Source organism: Sulfuricella sp., assembly GCA_041651995.1.
In the GTDB taxonomy this organism is placed as follows: domain Bacteria; phylum Pseudomonadota; class Gammaproteobacteria; order Burkholderiales; family Sulfuricellaceae; genus Sulfurimicrobium.
In genome coordinates this window covers 175,441-194,501 of sequence record JBAZID010000003.1, presented here as the reverse complement: position 1 = coordinate 194,501, position 19,061 = coordinate 175,441, and the positions used below count along the sequence as shown (strand labels likewise).

Annotated in this window: 18 protein-coding genes and 3 tRNA genes; 17 read left to right on the top strand and 4 right to left on the bottom strand. The window is 58.9% G+C overall.

Features of this window, described 5'->3' with window-relative positions; translation table 11 throughout:
- Window positions 1–4: 4 nt before the first annotated feature.
- From WC392_07275 to WC392_07260, 4 genes are all read left to right on the top strand, one after another.
- On the top strand, window positions 5–1,051 hold the full coding sequence (locus tag WC392_07275) for a thioredoxin fold domain-containing protein (protein ID MFA5242161.1): 1,047 nt from the start codon (window positions 5–7) through the stop codon (window positions 1,049–1,051).
- 82 nt (window positions 1,052–1,133) lie between these two features.
- Window positions 1,134–2,252 carry an ATP-dependent 6-phosphofructokinase gene (locus tag WC392_07270; GenBank protein ID MFA5242160.1) on the top strand — a complete coding sequence of 373 codons (1,119 nt, stop codon included), beginning with the start codon at window positions 1,134–1,136 and terminating at the stop codon, window positions 2,250–2,252.
- A gap of 48 nt (window positions 2,253–2,300) precedes the next feature.
- The gene (locus WC392_07265) at window positions 2,301–2,543 is read left to right on the top strand and encodes a hypothetical protein (protein MFA5242159.1); all 243 of its coding nucleotides are present in this window, start codon (window positions 2,301–2,303) and stop codon (window positions 2,541–2,543) included.
- 25 nt (window positions 2,544–2,568) lie between these two features.
- On the top strand, window positions 2,569–3,453 hold the full coding sequence (locus WC392_07260) for a dienelactone hydrolase family protein (GenBank protein ID MFA5242158.1): 885 nt from the start codon (window positions 2,569–2,571) through the stop codon (window positions 3,451–3,453).
- Window positions 3,454–3,477: 24 nt separating this feature from the next.
- Here WC392_07260 and WC392_07255 read toward each other — a convergent pair whose 3' ends face one another.
- The gene (locus tag WC392_07255) at window positions 3,478–4,914 is read right to left on the bottom strand and encodes an HDOD domain-containing protein (protein ID MFA5242157.1); all 1,437 of its coding nucleotides are present in this window, start codon (window positions 4,912–4,914) and stop codon (window positions 3,478–3,480) included.
- A gap of 142 nt (window positions 4,915–5,056) precedes the next feature.
- Between WC392_07255 and recO the strand changes: the two genes are divergently transcribed.
- The 11 genes from recO (at window position 5,057) to WC392_07200 (ending at window position 12,201) form a co-directional block, all read left to right on the top strand.
- Window positions 5,057–5,785, top strand: a complete 729-nt coding sequence (gene recO, locus WC392_07250; protein MFA5242156.1) for a DNA repair protein RecO — start codon at window positions 5,057–5,059, stop codon at window positions 5,783–5,785.
- Window positions 5,782–6,525, top strand: a complete 744-nt coding sequence (gene pdxJ / locus WC392_07245; protein ID MFA5242155.1) for a pyridoxine 5'-phosphate synthase — start codon at window positions 5,782–5,784, stop codon at window positions 6,523–6,525. Before recO ends, pdxJ begins: the two co-directional genes overlap by 4 nt.
- A gap of 82 nt (window positions 6,526–6,607) precedes the next feature.
- Window positions 6,608–6,985: a holo-ACP synthase gene (acpS, locus tag WC392_07240; protein MFA5242154.1), complete on the top strand. Its 378-nt coding sequence runs from the start codon at window positions 6,608–6,610 to the stop codon at window positions 6,983–6,985.
- Window positions 6,986–6,993: 8 nt separating this feature from the next.
- Window positions 6,994–8,070, top strand: a complete 1,077-nt coding sequence (gene nagZ / locus WC392_07235) for a beta-N-acetylhexosaminidase (protein ID MFA5242153.1) — start codon at window positions 6,994–6,996, stop codon at window positions 8,068–8,070.
- Entirely contained in the window at window positions 7,964–8,704 is a 741-nt protein-coding gene (locus WC392_07230; GenBank protein ID MFA5242152.1) for a DUF559 domain-containing protein, read from the top strand. The genes nagZ and WC392_07230 overlap by 107 nt, the downstream gene beginning before the upstream one ends.
- Complete coding sequence (locus WC392_07225) at window positions 8,701–9,369, top strand: uracil-DNA glycosylase (GenBank protein MFA5242151.1); 669 nt, start codon at window positions 8,701–8,703, stop codon at window positions 9,367–9,369. The genes WC392_07230 and WC392_07225 overlap by 4 nt, the downstream gene beginning before the upstream one ends.
- A gap of 46 nt (window positions 9,370–9,415) precedes the next feature.
- Entirely contained in the window at window positions 9,416–11,215 is a 1,800-nt protein-coding gene (uvrC, locus tag WC392_07220) for an excinuclease ABC subunit UvrC (GenBank protein ID MFA5242150.1), read from the top strand.
- A 22-nt stretch (window positions 11,216–11,237) separates the two neighbouring features.
- Complete coding sequence (pgsA, locus tag WC392_07215; protein ID MFA5242149.1) at window positions 11,238–11,810, top strand: CDP-diacylglycerol--glycerol-3-phosphate 3-phosphatidyltransferase; 573 nt, start codon at window positions 11,238–11,240, stop codon at window positions 11,808–11,810.
- Window positions 11,811–11,866: 56 nt separating this feature from the next.
- Window positions 11,867–11,942 (top strand) — tRNA-Gly (locus tag WC392_07210).
- A gap of 90 nt (window positions 11,943–12,032) precedes the next feature.
- A tRNA-Cys gene (locus WC392_07205) sits at window positions 12,033–12,106 on the top strand.
- 8 nt (window positions 12,107–12,114) lie between these two features.
- Window positions 12,115–12,201, top strand: a tRNA-Leu gene (locus WC392_07200).
- Window positions 12,202–12,216: 15 nt separating this feature from the next.
- Here the strand turns inward: WC392_07200 and WC392_07195 are convergent.
- Window positions 12,217–12,486 (bottom strand): hypothetical protein, encoded by a 270-nt coding sequence (locus tag WC392_07195; GenBank protein ID MFA5242148.1) that lies wholly within the window; start codon window positions 12,484–12,486, stop codon window positions 12,217–12,219.
- A gap of 147 nt (window positions 12,487–12,633) precedes the next feature.
- Here WC392_07195 and mltB point away from each other — a divergent pair, with 147 nt between their 5' ends.
- Both mltB and WC392_07185 read left to right on the top strand, forming a co-directional pair.
- Window positions 12,634–13,650, top strand: coding sequence for a lytic murein transglycosylase B (mltB, locus tag WC392_07190; GenBank protein ID MFA5242147.1), 1,017 nt, complete (start codon window positions 12,634–12,636; stop codon window positions 13,648–13,650).
- A gap of 50 nt (window positions 13,651–13,700) precedes the next feature.
- Window positions 13,701–15,104 carry a DUF4139 domain-containing protein gene (locus WC392_07185; GenBank protein MFA5242146.1) on the top strand — a complete coding sequence of 468 codons (1,404 nt, stop codon included), beginning with the start codon at window positions 13,701–13,703 and terminating at the stop codon, window positions 15,102–15,104.
- 12 nt (window positions 15,105–15,116) lie between these two features.
- On the opposite strand, the gene pgi is transcribed toward WC392_07185, so the two are convergent.
- Together pgi and glgB are read right to left on the bottom strand one after the other, a co-directional pair.
- The gene (pgi, locus tag WC392_07180) at window positions 15,117–16,763 is read right to left on the bottom strand and encodes a glucose-6-phosphate isomerase (protein ID MFA5242145.1); all 1,647 of its coding nucleotides are present in this window, start codon (window positions 16,761–16,763) and stop codon (window positions 15,117–15,119) included.
- Window positions 16,764–16,781: 18 nt separating this feature from the next.
- Complete coding sequence (glgB, locus tag WC392_07175) at window positions 16,782–18,968, bottom strand: 1,4-alpha-glucan branching protein GlgB (protein MFA5242144.1); 2,187 nt, start codon at window positions 18,966–18,968, stop codon at window positions 16,782–16,784.
- Window positions 18,969–19,061: the final 93 nt, after the last annotated feature.

Below are 19,061 nucleotides of genomic sequence, written 5' to 3'. Positions count from 1 at the left end.
GGCCATGAGCCACGCACTGCGCTTTTTCCTCCTCGCCTGCTCAGTGTGGCTGTTCCTTTCTCCGGCGCAGGCCTCGCAGGAAGGCGCGCTTGAAGCCGGCATGGTCAATCCCGGCTACGAGGAGCATCCCGCCTGGTTCCGGAGTTCCTTTCTGGATCTGCGCGATGACGTGCGCGAGGCCGCGGGCAATAAACGCCGGGTTTTGCTGTATTTCTACCAGGATGGCTGCCCCTACTGCAAAAAACTCCTGCAGGACAATTTCGGCCAGCGCGCCATCGCGGACAAGACGCGCCAGTATTTCGACGTGATCGCGCTCAACCTGTGGGGCGACCGCGAGGTGACCGGGCTGGATGGCAAGACCGTGACAGAAAAGGAATTCGCCCGGCAGCTGCGGGTGATGTTCACCCCGACCCTGCTGGCCCTGAACGAAAAGGGCGAGGCGATATTGCGCATCAATGGCTACTATGCCCCGCACCGCTTCTCTGCGGCACTGGACTATGCCGGTCAGGGAAAGGAGGGCGGAGGCTCGTTCCGGGATTATTTTGCCGCCCAGTCCGCCCAGTCCGCTAGCGGAAAGCTGCATGCCAGTGCGCGGTTCATCAAGCCCCCACTGGCCTTCGATGCCGCCCTGAAGCGCTCGAAAAAACCGCTGCTGGTGTTGTTCGAGCAGAAAACCTGCCCGGCTTGCGACGAGCTTCACCTGGATATCCTTAAACGCAAGGAAAGCCGTCCCCTGCTGGATGCCCTGCAAATCGCGCAGCTTGACATGTGGAGCGACGCACCGCTGACAACGCCGGACGGGCGGCAAACCAGCGCGCGCGAATGGGCGCGGCAACTCGATATCAACTATGCCCCCAGCATGGTGTTTTTTGACGCTTCAGGCAAGGAAGTGTTTCGCGCTGAAGCCATGCTCAAGGCTTTTCACGTCCAGTCGGCGCTGGATTACGCAGGTAGCGGGGCATATCGGGAATATCCGGAATTCCAGCGCTATATCGATCAGCGTGCCGATAGCCTGAGGGCCAGGGGAATCGCCGTCGACCTGATGAAATAAGCCGGGAGCCCTGGCCGGATCGCGCTTGCAGCGCTCAGCTACATTGCGGACAATGGAGCGAATATTTCAAGGGAGAAGAAAAATGACCAAGTACATCGGAATCCTCACCTCAGGGGGTGACAGCCCCGGGCTGAATGCGGCCATTCGTGGTGTGGGCAAGGCCTGTATCGGTCATTACGGCATGCACATCATCGGTTTTCGCGACGGTTTTCGCGGCTTGATGGAAAACCGCACCACGCGCCTGGACGGCGGCCAGCTGTCGGGCATTCTCACCACCGGCGGCACGATCCTGGGCACCAGCCGGGACAAGCCGCACCGCATGCCGGTGGGGGGCAAGGTGCTGGACATGACCGATGTCATCGTCGGCAATTACCATGACAACCATCTCGACGCGCTGGTCTGCCTGGGCGGCGGCGGCACGCAGAAAAATGCCCTGCGCCTCAAGAAAAAAGGGCTGAATGTCATCACCCTGCCCAAGACCATCGACAACGACGTCGCCATGACCGACACCACTTTCGGTTTCGACACCGCGCTGGGCATCGCCACCGAGGCCATGGATCGGCTGCACAGCACGGCCCACAGCCACCACCGCATCATCGTGGTGGAAATCATGGGCCATCGCGCCGGCTGGCTGGCGCTGGGGGCGGGTATCGCCGGCGGTGCCGATGTGATCCTGATCCCCGAAATTCCCTACACGGTGGAAAGCGTGGCCGAGGCGATCCGCGAGCGCAGCCGCAACGGCAAGCCGTTCAGCATCGTGGCGGTGGCGGAAGGGGCGGTTTCGGTACAGGACCATGTCGCGATGCTGGCGGCGCAGGAGAAGAAAATAAAAACTAGGGGCGGCAAGAAAGGGGCTGTCACGCCTCCCGCGCATGTTACGGAAATCCAGTATGCCGACCACACCCTGCGCCTGGCGAAAAAACTCGAGCAGCTCACCGGCCTGGAGGCGCGCGTCACCATCCTCGGGCATTTGCAGCGCGGCGGTATTCCCTCCGCGGCGGACCGCCTGCTGGCAACGCGCCTGGGTACCGCCTGCGCCGACCTGATCAATCAGGGGCACTACGGCGTCATGGTGGCCGCCAGGGGAGATGGAACCCGGGCAGTCAAACTCGAGGATGTGGCGGGAAAGGTCAAAACCGTGCCACCCGATCATCCGTGGGTGGAAAGCGCGCGCCGCGTGGGCACCAATCTGGGTGACTGAGCGGTAACACGGGTTTTATGGTGTCATCACTACAAAAAAGGAAAAAAGATGGATGGAGAAAACCGTGGCGCTTCAACTCCGATCCCGGGCAACCTGCATGAGACATTGAATGAGTTGCAGGTGATGGCGTTGCGCCGGATCGAAAATTTTGGCTGGGAACTGCGCTTTATTCGCCGTGCCGGTCTCAAACTACCGATTCCCGTTGTATCCAACACCGAAGGCACGACCATCGGCGTGCTGGAGGAAGATGGCCGGGTCAACCTGGAGCATGAGGTCAGGCTGCGCGGCTAAGCCCTTATTTTTTAGGAGCAAGAAAATGAGTAAAACTGCAACCCGTTCCAGCAACCCTGAATTCGACAGCCTGGTTCCCGGCATTCCCTTTAACCGCCGTGCTTTTGTCATCACCATGCTGGGCGCGGGGTTTGCCCTCGCAACCCAGCCGGTGATGGCTGGTACCGTGATCAAGACCAGCGCCGAAGGTCTGCTTGCGGGTGAAATCAAGGTGCCGGTCAGCGATGGCGAAATGGTGGCCTATCGCGCGCAACCGGCCACGGGCGCCAATTTCCCGGTGATCCTGGTGATTTCCGAGATTTTCGGGGTGCACGAACATATTGCCGATGTCTGCCGGCGCCTGGCCCGGCTCGGTTATCTGGCCATCGCACCTGAACTGTTTGCGCGCCAGGGCGACCCGCGCAAAATCAGCAGCATCCAGGAGATTATCGACAACATCGTATCCAGAACGCCGGATGCTCAGGTCATGACTGATCTGGATGCCTGCGAGTCCTGGGCCCGGGCCCATGGCGGCGATGTGTCGCGTATGGCGATCACCGGATTCTGCTGGGGTGGCCGCATCACCTGGCTATACGCAGCCCATAACCCGCGCCTCAAGGCGGCGGTGGCGTGGTATGGCCGGATTGACGGCGAGGTGAGCGAGCGCACGCCGCAGTATCCGCTTGATCAGGCTGCGCAGCTGAAAGCGCCCGTACTGGGGCTGTATGGCGGGCAGGACCAGGGCATTCCGCTGGATGACGTGGAAGCCATGCGTGCAGCCATCAAGAAGGCCGGTGGCAAATCCGAGATCCATGTCTATGCCGATGCGCCCCATGCCTTCCACGCCGATTACCGGCCCAGCTATCGCAAGGACGTGGCGGAAGATGGGTGGAAGCGCATGCAGGCGTGGCTGAAGAAAAACGGGATGTGATGCAGTGCTGGAAAGCGGGCCGCGTCAGGCAGGCCCCGCATCCAGATTTTGCACCCAGACTAGCGCGTCAATGTGGTTGATGTTCACCCGGTCCACATCCAGATTTAGCAGCCTGGCTAGTTGGGCGATCTTTTTTGCGTCAAATTCCTCACAGGCCGTCGCCAGCTCCAGATAAGGGGCGAATGGCCCCTCATGAGCGATCAGGGCCTGCGTCACCGGCTCTGGCAATTTCAGATTCTCCAGGGCTTGACCCATCGGTACACGCAACAGCACGTCCAGCAGGGAAAACATGCCAGTCACGAAAAGATCGTCTTTCTGCATGACCCCCATTTTTTCCGTGCCCAGCAATTCTGTCAGGCGCGCCCGAACCAGGGCATTTTCCATCAGCGCTGCATCCAGTTCTTCCACATTGCCGCTGACAAACAGCAATAATGTTAGCCAGCGGTAAAGTTGTTGCTGGCCAAGAATCAGCAGCGCATGCTCAAGCGTGGAAGCCGGTTTTGACAACCCGCCCGCAGGGGAGTTGATGTAGCGCAATATCTTGTAGGATAAAACGGGGTCCTGTCTGAACAAAGCCGCAATTTCGGTGGTTTCGGCATTGCGCCGGACCAGGTTCATGATCTCCAGCACTTTCAGCCTGCCGGTGTCCGCGCGGGGCTTGTCCCACTTTTCCCTGCTTGTTACAAACGAGCCCTGGAAAAAGGAAAACGGCAGCTTCTTGCATACCTGCAACATTTCCAGCGATTCGATATCCTGTGCCACCAGTTTCTTGGAGAAGGCGTTGCGGCTGATCGCGTTGATCTCGGTGGTAATGTCGGGCAGCGGCCGGTCTGAAACGTCAATCAGCATGTATTCGGCAAGGTCCAGAAAAGGCTGCATTTCTGGCCTTTCACGATAATTCGCCAGGCCAATCCGGAATCCCAGGGTCCGAAGATCCTGCAACCTCGGCAGAAGGGAATAGTCACTATCAGTGCCCCAGTCTTCAGAACATTCGAGCACCAGCACAGTGTTGGATGCAGGCAACTGTTCAATCAGCGCGTTGTCCAGGGAATAGACAGATAGCGGAATGAAGGCCATGCGATGCCCAAGCAAGCGTTCAATGTTCATCCTCAGTACATTGCGGATCAGCACCTCATCATAAAGGCGGTGAATGGTATCGGCTGAATGGCGAATCCGGTCGCGCTTGGCTTTGTTCAGCCGGAATTCATAGCCTGCAACGCGCTGTTCGTGATTGAGCACGGCTTCACGGCAAACAAAGGATTTGGCGGTTTCTCCGCCGGCGGGTCCGGCGTCTTCGTTCGTTGCAGATGCCGGAATGATGCCGGGGCCGGCGATGGGAGCGAGTTGATTGAGCTGTTGAAATGCGGCATCCTGCTGGCCGGAGGGAGGTGTTTGATTACCCGCCCGGTGCTTGTTGCCCGTGTCATTCCCGCTGATTAATTTAAATAATCGATCAAACAAGGGGGCGCTCCAGTGTGTCGAATTCGAATATTTTATAAGTTAATGTCTGATCTTGCCGGTAATTCTTTGATTTATACTCACGTCCTTCATTGTGGCGGTCGTGGCGTGGAACGCCCGCTCGACCGCCTTTGAGCCAAATTGAATGATGGTGAACGCGAATAAAACCCGTCTGGAAGACCAGCCTGCGTATGTCCTGCATACCTATCCATATCGTGAGACCAGCCTGATTGTCGAGGTGTTCAGCCAGAACCACGGCCGCCTGCCGCTTGTGGCGCGCGGGGCGCGGCGGCCAAAATCGGCAGTTCGCGGTTTGCTGCTTTCCTTTCAGCCGCTGCAACTGAACTGGTTTGGCAAGAACGAGCTGCGCACGTTGCACAGCGCCGAGTGGCAGGGCGGGCAGCCGCTGCTGCAAGGCATGGCGCTGATGTGCGGTTTTTATCTGAATGAATTGCTGCTCAAGCTGCTGCAGCGCGATGACCCGCACGAGCAGCTTTTCCTTTATTACCAGCAGACTTTGCAGGATCTGGCGCGGCGCACGGATTACGAGGCCATTCTGCGCTGCTTCGAGAAGCGCCTGCTGCAGGAGCTGGGGTATGCGCTGACGCTCGATCGCGAGGCCGGGACGGAGCTGCCCGTGGCGGCGGAAGAAGCGTATCGCTACGTGATCGAGCGCGGCCCGGTGCGGCAATCGGCAGGGCAAAACGGTGTAGAATTGCGCGGCAAAACGCTACTCGATCTGGCGGCCGACGATTACAGCGATCCGCTCACGCTGCAGCAGGGCAAGGCGCTGATGCGCTCCCTGCTCAACCACTACCTGGGCGACCAGACGCTGCATACGCGACAATTACTCAAGGATTTGCAAAAAATATGATTCAGCTCGGTGTCAATATCGACCACGTGGCCACCCTGCGCCAGGCGCGCGGTACGCTTTATCCCAGCCCGGTGCAGGCGGCGCTGATGGCCGAATCCGCCGGGGCGGACGTGATCACCCTGCACCTGCGCGAGGACCGCCGCCATATTCAGGATGCGGACGTGGAAATCCTGCGCCAGACGTTGCAGACGCGCATGAATCTGGAAATGGCGGTGACCGGCGAGATGGTGCAGATCGCGCTGCGCGTGCGTCCGCAGGACGTGTGCCTGGTGCCTGAGAAACGCGAGGAGCTGACTACCGAGGGCGGCCTGGATGTGGCTGGCCAATTCGACAAGGTGCGTGAGGCTTGTGCCGCACTGGGCGCGGCAGGGATTCGTGTGTCGCTTTTTATCGACGCCGACCGCAAGCAGCTCGATGCCGCAATAGCTGCCGGCGCGCCAGTGGTGGAGATCCATACCGGCCATTATGCCGATGCCCCGGATCATGCCGGGCAGCAGCAGGAATTCGCGCGCATCGCCGATGCGGTGGCTTATGGCCAGTCCATCGGCCTGCGCGTCAATGCCGGACACGGCCTGCATTACCACAACGTGCAGCCGATTGCCGCCCTGCCCGGGATGGGCGAACTCAACATCGGCCATGCCATCGTCGCCCATGCCCTGTTCGTGGGCTGGGAGAACGCGGTGCGCGAGATGAAATCCCTGATGGTGGCTGCTGAGGTGTCATTGCGAGGAACGAAGTGACGAAGCAATCTCGGTTGATGCGAGCAAGATTGCTTCGCTATGCTCGCAATGACGGCATAGTGGCGGTTACGGACTTGCTTTGATGATCTACGGCATCGGCACCGATATCGTTGCAACCAGCCGCATTGCAGCGGTGTGGGAACGCCATGGCGAGGCTTTTGCGCGGCGCATACTGGCGCAGCAGGAGTGGGCCGGTTTTGCCGAGGCCAGCCATCCCGCCCGCTTTCTCGCCAAGCGCTTCGCCGCCAAGGAGGCGTTTGCCAAGGCGCTGGGAACGGGGATTCGCTCCCCGGCTTCCTGGCATAATATCCGTGTGATTCATGACGGGCTGGGCAAACCCATGCTGGATTTTGCGCCCGAGCTGTCGGCTTTGCTGAAGCGCCATGCTATTTGCAGCCATCACCTTTCCATCAGTGATGAAAAGGAATTGGCAGCGGCTTTCGTGATTCTGGAACGATAAGGAAATTTATGTCGCTGGGCCCGGTGATGCTGGACGTAGTGGGTACGCAACTCAATGATGACGACCGGCGGCGGCTGAAGCATCCGCTGGTGGGCGGGGTGATCCTGTTCAGCCGCAACTACGAATCGCCGGAACAATTGCGTGCGCTCAGCGCCGAAATCCATGCCCTGCGCACCCCGCACCTGCTCATTGCGGTGGACCATGAAGGAGGCAGGGTGCAGCGCTTCAAGGAAGGTTTTACCCGCCTGCCGCCAATGCGCGAGCTGGGCATGATCTGGGACAACCATCATTCTCGCGCGAAACACCTCGCCCAGCAGACCGGCTACGTGCTCGCCGCCGAGTTGCGCGCCCATGGGGTGGATTTCAGTTTCACGCCGGTGCTGGATATCGACTTCGGCGCCAGCGGCGTGATTGGCAGCCGCGCCTTTCACCGCAAGCCGCAGGCCATTGCCGATCTGGCGCATCATCTGATGCTGGGCCTGAGACAGGGCGGCATGGCGGCGGTTGGCAAGCATTTCCCCGGCCATGGTTATGTGCGCGCCGATTCGCACCACGAGGTGCCGGTGGACGAGCGTTCCTTTGCCGACATTGAGATGGAAGACCTGATGCCATTCCAGCAAATGATCAATTTCGGCATGGCCGCCATCATGCCCGCCCATGTGATTTATCCCGGGGTGGATCCGGGCCCGGCCGGATTTTCCAGCATCTGGCTGAAAGATATCCTGCGCACCCGGATGGGTTTCGGCGGCGTGATTTTCAGCGATGATCTTTCCATGGCCGGTGCGCATGTGGCCGGCGGCCCGGCGCAGCGCGCCGAAGCGGCCCTGAAGGCGGGCTGCGACATGGTACTGTTGTGCAACAAACCCGACGATGCGGATGAACTGCTGGCCGGGCTGCGCTATACCATGCCGGCAGTGAGCATGGCTCGGCTGGTGCGCATGCACGGCAAGCCCCATCCGCTTTCCATGGCGAAGCTGCATGAAGACGCCGATTTCATCAAGGCGGTGCATGCCGTGGGCAGCATCGGCATCCACGAGGGCAATCTGCCGCTGGATGATCCGACGAATAGTTGCGGGCATGCGTAAAACCTTAAACCCCCCTCGGTCCCCCCTTGTCAGGGGGGAAGCCCCAATCTGCCCCTCCCCTGACAAGGGGAGGAAGGGAGGGGTTAGTCCTTTTCTTCCCTACAACAAAAATCTTACCGCGCTGGCTCGCGAAAACCGCAAGAACCCCACGCCAGCCGAAACCCGCATGTGGCAGCAAGTCCTGCGCATGCGCCAGCTTGCCCAACACAAGTTTCTGCGCCAGAAACCTATTGGCAACTTTATTGTTGATTTTTACTGTGTTGAATTGCGACTTGCGATCGAGATTGATGGGCACGACCATGCGGAAAAGGCTGGAGGCGACCTTGAACGGACCCGGTTCCTGAATGGGCTTGGTCTGACGGTTATTCGCTATGGCAATGGCGAGGTGATGGGGAATATCGATGGCGTTTATGAGGATCTGGTGGCTCGAATTCAAAATCTAACCCCAACCCCTCCCATCCTCCCCTTGTGCGAGCATCCGCTGCGCGGATTGCCTGCTTACCCCGCTTCAGGGGAGGGGCTGATCGGAGAGGGGCAGGCAGGGGAGGAATCCACGTCTCCTCCCCTGACAAGGGGAGGCCGGGAGGGGTTTGAGAACTATGATATTGCCTCCGAGGACAACCCAACCCCATGAACCTTACTTCCTGTCGCCAATGCCCGCGCCTGGCCAGTTTTCTCGATGAAGTCAAAGCAGAAAATCCCGCTTATCATGCCCGCCCGGTCGTGCCCTTTGGCGACGCTAACCCGCGCTTGCTGATCGTTGGCCTGGCACCCGGCATGCACGGCGCCAACCGCACTGGGCGTCCGTTTACCGGCGATCATGCCGGGATTCTGCTGTATCAGACCTTGCACCGCTTTGGCTTTGCTTCCGGGTCCGAATCCGTCAGCGCCGGCGATGGCCTGAAGCTTCTCGGCTGCCGCATCACCAATGCGGTGAAGTGTCTGCCGCCACAGAACAAGCCGGAAACTGCCGAGATCAGGCAATGCAACGTTTTTCTACGCGAGGAGCTGGCTGTTTTGCCGCAGGGAACCGCGGTGCTGGCACTGGGTAATGTGGCGCATCAGGCAGTGCTGTTGGCGCAAGGGCTGAAGATCAAGGCATATCCGTTCGGTCATGCTACCCGCTATGATCTGCCCAGCGGGTTGAGCCTTTATTCCAGCTATCACTGCAGCCGCTACAATACCCAGACCCGCCGGCTCACCACCGGGATGTTCGAGGCGGTGTTTGCCGATATCCGCAACCATCTTGATGGAGCCTCTCCATGCCCTACGTCAATATCCGTATCGCCGGCAGCCTGAGCCGCGAGCAAAAGCAGAAGATCGCCGAGGATTAAGGGCTCCGTTAATGTTCGACAGCAAGCCTTTTCTCGCCAGCCTGACCCATCTGCCCGGGGTCTACCGCATGCTCAATGCGGCGGGGGAGGTGATCTACGTCGGCAAGGCGCGCGACCTGAAAAAGCGCGTTGCGTCCTATTTTCAGAAGACCAGCCACGTGCCGCGCACACGCCTGATGGTTTCGCAGATCGCAGCCATCGAAACCACGGTGACGCGCAGCGAGGCCGAAGCGCTGCTGCTCGAAAACAACCTGATCAAGTCGCTGGCGCCGCGTTTCAATATCCTGTTCCGCGATGACAAGTCCTACCCCTACATCGTGCTTTCCGGCCACCGCTTCCCGCGCCTTGCCTACTATCGTGGCGTGCAGCACAAGGGCAACCAGTATTTCGGTCCCTTCCCCAATGCCGGCGCGGTCAAGGAGAGCATCCAGTTGTTGCAGAAGATTTTTCGCCTGCGCACCTGCGAGGACAGTGTTTTCAACAACCGCTCGCGCCCCTGCCTGCTGCACCAGATCCAGCGTTGCACCGCGCCTTGTGTCGGCTTGATCGATGACGAAAACTACCGCGCCGACGTGCACAACGCGGCCCTGTTCATGCAGGGCAAGGACCAGCAGGTCATGGCGGCTTTGATGGATAAGATGCAGGCGGCGGCTGAAGCTTTGCGCTATGAGGAGGCGGCGCTGTACCGCGACCAGATCAGTGCCCTGCGCCAGGTGCAGGAGAAACAGTATGTCAGCAGCGGCAGCGGCGCGGATGCCGATATCGTCGCCTGCTACGAAAAGCAGGGCATGGTGAGCGTCAACCTGGTCATGGTGCGCGGCGGACGGCATCTGGGCGACAAGAGTTTTTTCCCCAGCCACGCCGGGGAATACGATACCGCAACGGCCCTGGAGGCATTCCTGGGTCAGCATTATTTGAACCAGTTCGTGCCGCGCCAGATTTTTGTCAGTGAGCAGATTGATGGCGAAGTGCTGGAAACGCTGCTGAGCGAGCAGGCGCAGCACAAAGTACAGATCAACAGCCACCCAACGGGGGAGCGCCGCGTGTGGGTGGAAATGGCGCTCACCAATGCCCGCCTGGCAGTCGAGCAGCGCCAGAGCCAGCAGGCTAATCAGGAAGCGCGTCTCCAGGCCTTGCAGCAGGCTCTGGATTTGCCCGATAGCATGCAGCGCATCGAGTGCTTTGATATCAGCCATACCATGGGCGAGGCGACGGTAGCCTCGTGCGTGGTGTTCGATCAGGGCGATATGCGCAATGGCGAGTACCGGCGCTATAACATCAGCGGCATTACGCCGGGGGACGATTATGCAGCGATGCGCTCGGTGCTGGAGCGGCGCTATCGCAAGATTGCGGCGGGCGAGGGCAAGATGCCGGACCTGATCCTGATCGACGGTGGCAAGGGGCAGCTCGGCAGTGCGCTGGAAATACTGACCGAACTGGGACTGAACGACGTGGCGGTGGTCGGCGTGGCCAAGGGCGAGGCGCGCAAGCCGGGGCTGGAACAGCTTATTTTCCCGGAACGCGACAAACCGTTACAATTGCCCAAGGATAGTCCGGCCTTGCACCTGATTCAGCAAGTGCGCGATGAAGCGCACCGCTTTGCCATCAGCGGGCATCGTGCCAGGCGTGGCAAGGCCCGCACCCATTCGTCGCTGGAGGATATCGGTGGCATTGGCGCCAAGCGCAGGCAGCGCCTTCTGGCTCGTTTTGGGGGCCTGAAGGGGGTGGCCGGGGCGAATGTGGATGAACTGGCCCAGGTAGAGGGTATCAGCCGTGCTCTGGCGGAAAAAATTTATCAGGAACTGCATTAGCGTTAATACGCCCTAAATCAATATGCCCATGAATATACCCAACTTGCTTACCTGGCTCAGGATCGTCCTGATCCCGGTGTTCGTCGCGGTTTTCTATCTGCCCGCGTCTTGGATCGAGCCGCATGCGGTCAACTTCTATGCAACCATGATCTTCGTCGTGGCGGCCATAACCGACTGGCTGGATGGCTATCTGGCGCGGGCCCTGAACCAGATGTCCGCTTTTGGCGCCTTTCTCGACCCGGTTGCCGATAAGCTCATGGTGGCTGCGGCACTGGTCGTGCTGGTCAAGCTGCAACGAGTGGACGTCGGCATCGCCCTGATCATCATTGGTCGCGAAATTGCGATTTCTGCCCTGCGGGAATGGATGGCAGGCATCGGGAAGAGCAAGAATGTCGCCGTTTCCTTCATCGGGAAACTCAAAACCACGGCACAAATGGCTGCTATCCTGCTGTTGCTGTATCACGATCGCGTTGCTGGGATGTTCGATGCGCACGCCGCGGGAACAGCCCTGATTTATATCGCTGCAATTTTGACTTTGTGGTCAATGGCTTATTACCTGAAAAAGGCCTGGCCACAGATCGCCGGGCAAAATTGATAGTGCGAGAGGCTTGACATCAAAGGCTAAATCATTAGAATAGCGGCTTCTCAAACGCGGGAATAGCTCAGTTGGTAGAGCGATACCTTGCCAAGGTATAGGTCGCGAGTTCGAATCTCGTTTCCCGCTCCAGATTCAAGGGAAAGCGTCAGCTTTCCCTTTTTAGTTCCGGTTGTTACCGATCGCTGGAATTAACGAAAGCTTCAATAGCCAGATCACACTGGCGGGGTAGCAAAGAGGTTATGCAGCGGCCTGCAAAGCCGTTTAGACCGGTTCGATTCCGGTCCCCGCCTCCAAATTCCCAGCCCGGGTGGCGAAATTGGTAGACGCAACGGACTTAAAATCCGTCGATCGCAAGGTCATACCGGTTCAAGTCCGGTCCTGGGCACCACTCCAAATGAGATTTTCAGTCAACCAGGTGATGCGATTCTTCACCCGGTAACCCGGTTTCAGGGTCGATCCAGTCCGCGATGCCCAATTCTGCTTCTGCTTCTTCCAGTGTTTCTCCCGGTTCGTAATCACTTTCATCGTTGTATTCCATATCCTGCATGGCGTCCAGCAATGTCGGGAACGGGCCGAATGCCTTGTCGGTTACTCTTTCCTGCCAGTAGTAGCCATCAGGTCGTTCGATGATGCGGGCTTGATCCGCCTCGGGTGGAGGGGTGTGTTCTGTCATTGTCGTTGTCTCCTCGCAATTTGCATTTGTGACAAAAACTGAATTTATTATAGACCCAAATTTGTAGGGTGTAATGAATCCGGTCTGGCTTGGCATTAAATGGTTTTGACTTGCCAAGCATGATGGTTTGCAGTAAACCTGTACCCCATGCCGCTCAAAAATTATCTGTTCCTGTTTGCCGTGTTCCTGTTTGTCCAGTTGCTCCTCTGGACGCAGCCGGTAGCGGACGCCACTTCCTTTTCCGGGCGGGCTGACGTGCGGCAGTTTGTGGCCGAAATGGTTGATAAGCATGGTTTCGATGCTGATGAGTTGAATGTTATGTTCGCTCAGGTGACGCTGCGCCCGAGTGTGGCAAAGACCATGACCAACAAGGTGGTGAAGCCCCCTTCATGGACTCGTTACCGTGCCAATTTCGTGAATTTGTGGCGCATTTATCATGGCGTCAGTTTCTGGAGCGAGAATGAAGCGGCGCTGACGCGTGCTCGCCAGATTTATGGTGTTCCCGAGGAGGTGATCGTGGCCATTATCGGGGTGGAAACCCGTTATGGCACTTACCCCCTGTCCCATCCCGTGCTTGATACTCTGGCTACACTGGCCTTTGATTATCCGCGTCGCGGAGAATTCTTCCGTGGTGAACTGGAGCAATACCTGCTGCTGATGCGCGAGGAGGGCAAAGACCCGCTCTCGATTCGGGGCTCGTTCGCCGGTGCAATGGGGATTCCCCAGTTCATGCCCAGTAGCTACCGGACTTATGCAGTCGATTTCGATGGTGATGGGCGGCGCGATTTGTGGCGCAATTCCAGCGATGCAATTGGCAGTGTTGCCAATTACCTCAAGGCTCATGGCTGGGAAACCAACCTGCCGGTGGCGATACGCGCCTTTCTGCAGCAGGATGCGGCTTCCAGCGGCCTTCTGCGGGGAGGCTTGAAGCCGCAGCACAGCATGGAGCAGTTGCGCGCGCTCGGTGTTGTGGCGGCTGAAGCTTTGGCACCGGAGACGCTGGCCGCCTTGCTGTCCGTGGATGTCGGCGACGGGCAGGAGTACTGGCTGGGACTGAACAATTTCTATGTGATCACGCGCTACAACCGCAATCCGTTTTACGCCCTTTCGGTCTATCAGCTGAGCCGGGAAATCCGCCTGGCGCGTGCGTCTTCCCTCGATTAAGGAGAATCCTCATGGTTTTCAATGCGCAAGCTCATGGCTGGGGTGCCCTTATGCTGCTGCTGGCAGCGCAGGCACAATCTGCCCCTGTGCCGGAGACATTGAGCACACTCAAGGACCAGCAGCAGGTGGCGGTCACTATCTATAACGAAAATCTCGCCTTGATCAAGGACCAGCGCAGGGTGGCGCCGGAGAAGGGGGTAAACCGCCTCGCCTGGCGTGACGTGAGCGCGCGCATCATGCCTGAAACGGCCTTGCTGCGCAGCCTGACTGGGAGCGATGGAATCGTCTTGCTGGAGCAGAATTTCGATTTCGATTTGCTTACGCCACAGAAGCTGCTGGATAAATATGTCGGCCAGAGCGTGACGGTGATCCGGACCAACCCGGCTACGGGTGTGGAAAGCAGCGAAGCCGCCACTGTTCTCGGCGTTAATGGCGGCGTAGTGCTTGAATTTGCGGATCGCATTGAAACCGGCCTGCCGGGGCGCCTGGCATTCAGGACCGTGCCGGCCAATCTGCGTGATCGTCCGACGCTGGTGATCAGCTTTCAGGCACATGCAGGTGGCGAACGCCCAATGGAACTGAGCTATCTCACCGCAGGGCTTTCCTGGCGTGCGGATTACGTGGCCGAGCTGAACCCGGCTGATGACAGGCTCGATTTGAACGGCTGGGTCACGCTGACCAACGTCAGTGGCAGCAGCTACCCTAATGCAAAATTGCAACTGGTCGCCGGGGATGTGAACCGGGTGCGTCAGGAGATGGCTTCCGCTCGGGATGGCCGGGTCATGAAGGCTGAATCCATGGCCGCGCCGGCCATGGCGGAAGAAAGCCTGTTCGAATATCACTTCTATTCATTGGAGCGTCCCGCCTCCATCGCCGAACAGCAAACCAAACAGGTGGCCCTGCTGTCAGTGAGCAGTGTTCCGGTGCACAAGGAGCTTTTGTTGCAAGGCAGGGATTATTACTACCGCAGCAGCCAGGGTGATCTGGGGCAGAAAATGAAAGTGGGCATTTTTGTTGAATTCGAGAACAAAGGCGGTGGACTGGGGGTGCCTTTGCCCAGGGGCGTGATTCGGGTTTACAAAAAAGATACGGCTGGCAACGCCCAGTTCGTGGGAGAAGACCGCATAGACCATACCCCACGTGGTGAAAAGGTCCGGCTCAAGCTGGGTGAGGCATTTGATGTCACGGCAGACAAGAAGCAGACCAACTTCCAGAAAATATCCGGGACCAGCCGTTACAACGCCATTTTCGAGAGCGCATACCAGATCGAACTGAAGAACGCCAAGGATGAAGCGGTGACAGTGAAAGTAATGGAGCCGCTGCCGGGAGATTGGGAGGTGCTGGCTGAGAGCCACCCGCACCGCAAGGCGGCGAGCAATACAGCACTCTGGAGTTTGCAGGTGCCTGCACGGGGCAAGGCAGTGCTGGATTACCGGGTGCGGGTGAAACTGTAAATTTTCAAAATGCTATGAAGCGCTGAACTTCTTGAAGTGGTTGATCAGCCCATTGGTGGAGGCATCAAAGCGCGTTGCCATTTCAGTGTGACTCAGCTCGGGCAGGATATTGCTGGCCAGTTGTTTGCCCAGTTCCACGCCCCACTGGTCGAACGAGTTGAGATTCCAGATGATGCCCTGTACGAACACCTTGTGTTCGTAGAGCGCGATCAGCGAACCCAGGGCATGCGGCGTGACCTTGCGCAAGAGGATGGAATTGGTGGGTTTGTTGCCGGGGAAAACCTTGTGCGGCAGCAACTGCTTCAGTTTCCTGCCTTTGATGCCCGCGTGCTCCAGTTCGGCGCGCGCTTCGTCTTCGGTCTTCCCCTGCATCAGGGCCTGTGTCTGGGCAAAGAAATTGGCCAGCAGAATGCGATGGTGGTCGCCGATGGGGTTGTGGCTGTCGACCGGCACCAGAAAATCCGCCGGAATCAGCTTGCTGCCCTGGTGGATTAGCTGGTAGAAGGCGTGCTGGCCATTGGTGCCGGGCTCGCCCCAGATCACCGGCCCGGTCTGGTAATCCACGGTCCTGGCGTTGCGTGAAACGCGCTTGCCGTTGCTTTCCATGTCCAGCTGCTGGAGATAGGCCGGCAGGCGGTGCAGGTACTGGTCATAGGGCAATACGGCGTGGCTCTGGGATGCGAAGAAGTTGTTGTACCAGATGCCCAGCAGGCCAAGAATGACCGGCATGTTCTGCTCGAACGGAGCATGGCGGAAATGCTCGTCCATCTCGAATGCACCTTCCAGCAGCGCCTCGAAATGATCCATGCCGAGATACAGCGCGATGGGCAGACCAATCGCCGACCACAGTGAATAACGGCCGCCCACCCAGTCCCAGAACTCGAACATGTTGGCCGTGTCGATGCCGAATCTGGCGACTTCAACGGCGTTGGTCGAAACCGCGACGAAGTGCCGGGCGATGGCGGCTTCATCCCCGGCGGCGCGCAGCAGCCAGTCCCGCGCCGAGCGGGCATTGGTCAGGGTTTCCTGGGTGGTGAAGGTCTTGGAAGCGACCACGAACAGCGTGGTTTCCGGATGGATGCGCTTGAGCGTCTCGGCCAGATGAGTGCCATCGACGTTGGACACGAAGTGGACACTAAGGCCGGGTTTCTCGTAGTGCCTGAGGGCTTCGGTGACCATCACCGGGCCGAGATCGGAGCCGCCGATGCCGATGTTCACGATGTCCGTGATGGCCTTGCCGGTGTGGCCGCGCCACTGGCCGCTGCGCACCTGGTCCGAGAATTCGCGCATATGTGCGAGAACGCGCCTTACATCGGGCATGACATCCTTGCCTTCCACATGCACCGGCGTGCCGGAGCGGTTGCGCAGGGCGGTATGCAGGACGGCGCGGCCCTCGGTAAAGTTGATGGCCTCGCCCGCGAACATTTTGTCAGTCCACTGGCTGAGGCGGGCTTCCCGCGCCAGCTGCATGAGCAGGGCGAAGGTTTCTTCCGTCAGCAGGTTCTTGGAATAGTCGAGCAGGAGGCCGCCCTGGTTGAGCGAGAAGCGCGCGAAGCGCTGCGGATCCTGCTGGAACAGGACGCGCATGTGCAGTTGCGCGATTTTTTTCTGGTGCAGTTTTAAAGCTTGCCAGCTGGGAAGGCGGGTGAGGGCGGACATGTTTTCGAACTCTAAAAGCTATTTTTCAGGGGCCAGAATGATTCCAGACAGGGGTGGGATGGTGATCACCAGAGATTGCTCGAAGCCCATCCAGGGCTGCTCCTGGGTTTCCATGCCGACACCGTTGCCGGCATTGCTGCCGCCGTAGTAAGCGGAATCGCTGTTGAAAATCTCCTGGTAGCGGCCGGCCCGGGGCGCGCCGATACGGTAGCCCTGGCGCGCTACGGGCGTGAAGTTGAGGACCACCACGACCACGCTGCCATCCTTGCCCCAGCGCAGAAAGGACAGGATCGAGTGGTCGGCGTCATGACAGTCCACCCAGGAAAACCCGGAAACCTCGAAGTCCTGCTGGTGCAGGGCGGGCGTGTTGCGATAGAGGCGATTGAGGTCGCGGCTGAGATCCTGCACGCCCTTGTGCCAGTGATACTGGAGCAGCGACCAGTCGATTTCTCCGCCGACCCGCCATTCTCGTCCCTGACCGATCTCGTTGCCCATGAAATTGAGCTTCTTGCCGGGATAGGCTATCTGGTAGGTGAGGAGCAGTCGCAGGTTGGCAAACTTCTGCCAGGTGTCGCCGGGCATCTTGTCGAGCAGGGAGCCTTTGCCGTGCACGACTTCGTCGTGAGAAAAAGGCAGCATGAAATTTTCGGTGTAGGCATAAAGCTGGCCGAAAGTCAGCTCGTTGTGATGGAAGCGGCGGTGCACCGGTTCGTGCAGCATGTAGCGCAGCGTGTCGTTCATCCAGCCCATGTTCCATTTCATGGAGAAACCCAGGCCGCCGAGGTAGACAGGCCGGGATACCATGGGCCAGGAGGTGGATTCCTCGGCGAAGGTCAGCGCGCCCGGGAAGTCGTCATGCACCATGATGTTGAGGCTGCGCAGGAACTCGATGGCATCCAGGTTCTCGCGCCCGCCGTACTTGTTGGGAATCCACTCGTCCGCCTTGCGCGAGTAGTCGAGGTAGAGCATGGATGCCACGGCGTCGACGCGCAGGCCGTCGAGGTGGAATTCGGAAAGCCAGTAGTGGGCGCTGGAAAGCAGGAAACTCTGCACTTCGTGACGCCCGTAATTGAAGATGTGGGTGCCCCAGTCCTGGTGGAAACCGAGGCGCGGGTCTTCATGCTCATACAGGGCGGTGCCGTCGAAACGCGCCAGAGCCCAGCTGTCCTGCGGGAAATGCGCCGGCACCCAGTCGAGGATGACGCCGATATTGGCCTGGTGACAGGCGTCCACGAAGAAGCGGAAATCGTCCGGTGTGCCGAAGCGCGAAGTGGGTCCGAAGTAACCGGTGGCCTGGTAGCCCCAGGATTCATCGAGGGGGTGTTCGGATACGGGCATGAGTTCGATATGGGTATAGCCCATGTTGGTGGCGTAGGGTACTAGATGCTCCGCTAGTTCGCGCCAGTTATAGAAGCGCCCGTCAAGATGGCGCTTCCAGGATCCGGCATGGATTTCATAGACATTGAACGGGGCATGCAGCCAGTCGAGCTCCTGGCGCTGCTTCATCCATGCCTGATCGCCCCAGCTGTGGTTTGTGGGGGTGGGTACTTTTGCCGCGGTGCCGGGGCGCAGTTCATATTCCTGGCCGTAGGGGTCGGTCTTGGTCAGGATTTGCCCGCTATGGCGGTTGCGGATTTCGAACTTGTAAAAGCTGCCTGCCGCTAATTCGGGGATAAACAGCTCCCATACTCCGCTTGAACCCAGGCTGCGCATGGGGTGGGCGCGGCCATCCCAATGGTTGAAGTCGCCAACGACGCTGACCCGTTCCGCATTCGGTGCCCACACGGCAAAACGAATGCCGGCAATACCCAGGTGTGTGGTGTGTTGCGCGCCCAGGATGCGGTAACCCTGGTGCAGGCGGCCCGCACCCAGAAGGTAGAGGTCCATCTCGCTGATTTGCTGTGGAAATGCGTAAGGGTCGAAAAATTCGTGATATCCCTCATTGCGCGGAACTCTCAGGCGATAGGGGGGCTCGGGCTTTTCGTTGCCGTGCCAGAAAAAAACGCCGTCCGGGTGGATTTTCTCCAGTAACAGCCATTTTCCTGCAAGAAAAATCTCTACCCGCTGTTCGAACGGGAGAAACGCGCGTACTGACCAGGCATCCCCTTCCTGATGCAGGCCCAGAAAGGCAAAAGGGTCATGGTGCCGGGCTTTGAGCAGGGCCTTAAGGTTTGTGTTGACTTTGGCGCTGATGTTGGGTTTCATGGAAGTGTCGCTACCGCAGGATGATGTGGTTAAGAATATGCCAGAAGGCGGCTTTAGGCAAACGCCAGTGCCGCTCAAAGGGGTATAATGAAC

What these genes read in the sequence shown, in the direction of transcription:
- recO (MFA5242156.1), top strand. Translation starts at nt 5,057, where the DNA reads ATGATGGTGAACGCGAATAAAACCCGTCTGGAAGACCAGCCTGCGTAT.
- WC392_07230 (MFA5242152.1), top strand. Translation starts at nt 7,964, where the DNA reads ATGAAGACGCCGATTTCATCAAGGCGGTGCATGCCGTGGGCAGCATCG.
- WC392_07185 (MFA5242146.1), top strand. Translation starts at nt 13,701, where the DNA reads ATGCTGCTGCTGGCAGCGCAGGCACAATCTGCCCCTGTGCCGGAGACA.
- WC392_07270 (MFA5242160.1), top strand. Translation starts at nt 1,134, where the DNA reads ATGACCAAGTACATCGGAATCCTCACCTCAGGGGGTGACAGCCCCGGG.
- uvrC (MFA5242150.1), top strand. Translation starts at nt 9,416, where the DNA reads ATGTTCGACAGCAAGCCTTTTCTCGCCAGCCTGACCCATCTGCCCGGG.
- glgB (MFA5242144.1), bottom strand. Translation starts at nt 18,968, where the DNA reads ATGAAACCCAACATCAGCGCCAAAGTCAACACAAACCTTAAGGCCCTG.
- WC392_07225 (MFA5242151.1), top strand. Translation starts at nt 8,701, where the DNA reads ATGAACCTTACTTCCTGTCGCCAATGCCCGCGCCTGGCCAGTTTTCTC.
- acpS (MFA5242154.1), top strand. Translation starts at nt 6,608, where the DNA reads ATGATCTACGGCATCGGCACCGATATCGTTGCAACCAGCCGCATTGCA.
- mltB (MFA5242147.1), top strand. Translation starts at nt 12,634, where the DNA reads ATGCCGCTCAAAAATTATCTGTTCCTGTTTGCCGTGTTCCTGTTTGTC.
- WC392_07260 (MFA5242158.1), top strand. Translation starts at nt 2,569, where the DNA reads ATGAGTAAAACTGCAACCCGTTCCAGCAACCCTGAATTCGACAGCCTG.
- WC392_07195 (MFA5242148.1), bottom strand. Translation starts at nt 12,486, where the DNA reads ATGACAGAACACACCCCTCCACCCGAGGCGGATCAAGCCCGCATCATC.
- WC392_07265 (MFA5242159.1), top strand. Translation starts at nt 2,301, where the DNA reads ATGGATGGAGAAAACCGTGGCGCTTCAACTCCGATCCCGGGCAACCTG.
- pgi (MFA5242145.1), bottom strand. Translation starts at nt 16,763, where the DNA reads ATGTCCGCCCTCACCCGCCTTCCCAGCTGGCAAGCTTTAAAACTGCAC.
- nagZ (MFA5242153.1), top strand. Translation starts at nt 6,994, where the DNA reads ATGTCGCTGGGCCCGGTGATGCTGGACGTAGTGGGTACGCAACTCAAT.
- WC392_07275 (MFA5242161.1), top strand. Translation starts at nt 5, where the DNA reads ATGAGCCACGCACTGCGCTTTTTCCTCCTCGCCTGCTCAGTGTGGCTG.
- pgsA (MFA5242149.1), top strand. Translation starts at nt 11,238, where the DNA reads ATGCCCATGAATATACCCAACTTGCTTACCTGGCTCAGGATCGTCCTG.
- pdxJ (MFA5242155.1), top strand. Translation starts at nt 5,782, where the DNA reads ATGATTCAGCTCGGTGTCAATATCGACCACGTGGCCACCCTGCGCCAG.